Here is a 3,371-nt window from a genome sequence, read left to right on the forward strand (position 1 = left end):
CGACCGTCTTTGGATTGATACCTAGCTCCCGGCTCAACGTCGCGAGCGAAGCTTGCGATCGTTGTATTGCAGCTCTGACTGCGTGCGTGGTCGTGGCGCTCCCGTGACGAACTTGTCCCATAGTGCTTCCTTCCATTCCTGAGAAAGGATCACACCATCAAACCGTGGGATCAAACACCTAGACTTGGCGCAATCTCGATAAGCTCATCGCCCACAATGTAGTCACCGACGCGCGAGTTTTCGACGCCCTGTATCTGAAGGAAGAAAGGCCCCCGCGTTTCCGCGAGGGCCTCTCCGATTTCTCAACAGGCGGGAAAACCCGCCCTGGCTCAAAGACCGGTCGACACGTCGATCGCGTTGCCTTCTTCGAGCGTCACGTAGGCTTTCTTGACGTCCTTCCGCTTGCCCATCTGGCCACGGAACCGCTTTGCCTTGCCCTTGGTGACGGTCGTGTTCACGGCCTTCACCTTAACGCCGAACAGCGCCTCGACGGCTTCCTTGATCTGCGGCTTGTTGCTGTCGATCGCCACTTCGAAGACGACGGCATTGTTCTCCGATGCCATGGTCGTCTTTTCGGTGATGATCGGCTTGCGGATCACGTCGTAGTGTTCGTGCTTAGCGCTCATTTCAGACGAGCCTCCAATGCTTCGACACCCGCCTTGGTCAGCACGAGCGTGTCGCGCTTGAGGATGTCATAGACGTTGGCGCCGATCGAGGGCAGGATGTCCAGGCCTTCGATGTTGCGGGCTGCGACGGCGAAGGTCTCGTTGACCTCGGCCCCGTCGATGATCAGCGCGCGCTTCCAGCCCAGGTTCTTCACCTGTTTGGCCAGCTCGGCGGTCTTGCCCGATGCGGTGGCGGTGTCGATGATCACCAGCTCGCCTGCCTTGGCTTTCGCCGACAGGGCATGCTTGAGACCAAGGGCACGGACCTTCTTGGGCAGGTCATGCGCGTGGCTGCGCGGGGTCGGACCCTTGTAGATGCCACCCTTGCGGAAGATCGGCGCCTTGCGCGAGCCGTGGCGTGCGCCGCCCGTGCCCTTCTGGCGATAGATCTTCTTGGTCGAGTAGCTCACTTCCGAGCGGGTCTTGACCTTGTGCGTACCGGCCTGCGCCTTGTTGCGCTGCCAGCGGACCACACGGTGCAGGATGTCGGCGCGCGGGTCGAGGCCAAAGACCTCGTCGCCCAGCTCGACCGACCCGGCGTTGCCGCCGTCCAGGTTGATCACGTCGAGTTTCATTCGTCGCCTTCCTTCTTCTCGGCCTCGATTTCGGCCTCGGCTGCCTTCAGCGCTTCGGCTTCGGCGGCGGCTTGCTCTTCAGCAAGGCGCTTGGCTTCTGCTTCGGCCTCGGCTGCGGCTGCTGCAGCGGCTTCCTCGGCGGCCTTGGCGGCTTCCTCGGCTGCGGACTTCAGCGCGGCGGGCAGGATCGCGTTCTCCGGGAAGGGCTTCTTGACGGCGTCCTTGACGGTCACCCAGCCACCCTTGGCACCCGGAACGGCGCCCTTGATCATGATCAGCCCACGTTCGCTGTCGGTCTTGACGACCTGCAGGTTCTGGGTGGTCACGCGGACGGCCCCCATGTGGCCGGCCATCTTCTTGCCCTTGAACACCTTGCCGGGGTCCTGACACTGACCGGTCGAGCCGTGCGAACGGTGCGAGATCGACACGCCGTGCGAGGCGCGCAGACCGCCGAAGTTGTGCCGCTTCATGGCACCGGCGAAACCCTTACCGATGGTCGTGCCGGCCACGTCCACGTACTGACCTTCAAAGTAATGATCGGCGGTGATTTCCTCACCGACATTGATCATCGCTTCGGGGGCGACGCGGAACTCGGCAACCTTGCGCTTGGGTTCCACCTTCGCCGTGGCGAAGTGGCCGCGCATGGCCTTCGAGGTGTTCTTGGCCTTCGCGGTGCCTGCGCCCAGCTGAACGGCGGTGTAGCCGTTGGCTTCGGCGGTGCGCTGTGCGACGACCTGCAGCTTGTCGAGTTGAAGAACGGTCACAGGGATCTGCTTGCCGTCTTCCATGAACAGGCGGGTCATGCCCACCTTCTTCGCGATGATACCAGAGCGCAACATGTCTGCCCCCTTATACCTTGATCTCGACATCCACGCCGGCGGCGAGGTCGAGCTTCATCAGCGCGTCCACCGTCTGCGGGGTCGGGTCGACGATGTCGAGCAGACGCTTGTGCGTGCGGATCTCGAACTGGTCGCGGGATTTCTTGTTGACGTGAGGTCCACGCAGAACGGTGAACTTCTCGATCTTGTTGGGAAGCGGGATGGGGCCGCGTACTTCGGCGCCGGTCCGCTTGGCAGTGTTCACGATTTCCTGGGTCGAGGCATCGAGAACACGGTAATCAAACGCCTTGAGGCGGATGCGGATGTTCTGGCTCATTGAACAGCCTTTTTCTGGCATGAAGGTTGAGAGGAGGACAACCGCGCATCGGCAACCCTCATCGAACCTTGAGGGCGGGGAATCACCCCGCCCTCGCGTTCGTATGCGAACTCGCGCGCTATACTAGGGGTGAGGGGGTGTGGCAAGGGGGAGATGTGGACTTGGGACGTTCTCGTCTTTCGGAGCGACCGGGCCTAGAACCGCGTCCCTTTCAATTGGAAGCCAAGCAAGTCTTTGCGGTCTTTGTGTATGAGATAGACTTCGCTGAACGGCAGTCTATCCACGTCCGATTTCAGTAATTTTGGCAATACTTTCCACCGCTCGGGCCCCAACCAAACCAAATCGACCGCAACCAAAAGGGCCATGCCCTCGTACTTGCGATCGTTCTTCTTGGCCAGGCTGAGCGAAATCGCTTTTGAAATGGTGTCGATGGCTTGGACAGTGCTGTACATCTGCGGTGGCTGCTCCAAGCGCTCCTGCTCCTCGTCTCTGGTTGCGTCATCTCGAAGACCTGAGAATCCGCGGCTGATACCCTCGCGGTTTAGTTGTTCCGCGGTTCGCTTGCGTTCACGGCTGCCGGCAGTTGTGACTTCCAACTGGATGGTCTGGCCTGTCGGGAGCAAGATGGTGCAGTCTGGGACGGTGTTGTCCATTGGAAAGTACACTGTGGCTGATGCCAGTCCCGCCCAACGCAGAAAGCGGTCGATAGGCGAGACCTCGTCCCTGATTTTCTTGTACGGGCGCAAACCGGAGCGATCGTCGGACTTCTCTTTCGCCGATCGATTACCTTCGGCGTAGTACCCGTCCAGTAGCGCTTGCAATTCGCTCCCCTTGACCCCGTGCGGATCAGTCAAGCGCTGCAAAAGTTCAGTCACATTCATGGTCGGATACCTCATCAGAAAGCGAAAGGGCGCCCTTTTGGGGCGCCCTTTGCTTTACTCGACCGGGTGGGCTCTCATCGCCTTTGCAGAGCAAA

5 protein-coding genes and 1 pseudogene are annotated in these 3,371 nt (G+C 60.5%); all 6 read right to left on the reverse strand.

The genetic code is table 11. The annotated features are described in order from the left end of the window. A pseudogene (locus MF270_RS23475) lies at nt 1-121 on the reverse strand (IS481 family transposase); the annotation flags it as partial. Between the two features lie 208 nt (nt 122-329). Next, nucleotides 330-626, reverse strand: coding sequence for a 50S ribosomal protein L23 (locus MF270_RS23480; protein WP_238368179.1), 297 nt, complete (start codon nt 624-626; stop codon nt 330-332). Beyond that, on the reverse strand, nt 623-1,240 hold the full coding sequence (gene rplD / locus MF270_RS23485) for a 50S ribosomal protein L4 (RefSeq protein WP_238368180.1): 618 nt from the start codon (nt 1,238-1,240) through the stop codon (nt 623-625). The genes MF270_RS23480 and rplD overlap by 4 nt, the downstream gene beginning before the upstream one ends. After that, on the reverse strand, nt 1,237-2,079 hold the full coding sequence (gene rplC / locus MF270_RS23490; RefSeq protein ID WP_238368181.1) for a 50S ribosomal protein L3: 843 nt from the start codon (nt 2,077-2,079) through the stop codon (nt 1,237-1,239). Before rplC ends, rplD begins: the two co-directional genes overlap by 4 nt. Nucleotides 2,080-2,089: 10 nt before the next feature. Then, nucleotides 2,090-2,395, reverse strand: a complete 306-nt coding sequence (rpsJ, locus tag MF270_RS23495; RefSeq protein ID WP_238368182.1) for a 30S ribosomal protein S10 — start codon at nt 2,393-2,395, stop codon at nt 2,090-2,092. 194 nt (nt 2,396-2,589) lie between these two features. Further along, nucleotides 2,590-3,276, reverse strand: coding sequence for a hypothetical protein (locus tag MF270_RS23500; protein ID WP_238368183.1), 687 nt, complete (start codon nt 3,274-3,276; stop codon nt 2,590-2,592). Nucleotides 3,277-3,371: the final 95 nt, after the last annotated feature.

The organism is Mesobacterium pallidum (genome assembly GCF_019966535.1).
GTDB lineage: Bacteria > Pseudomonadota > Alphaproteobacteria > Rhodobacterales > Rhodobacteraceae > Mesobacterium > Mesobacterium pallidum.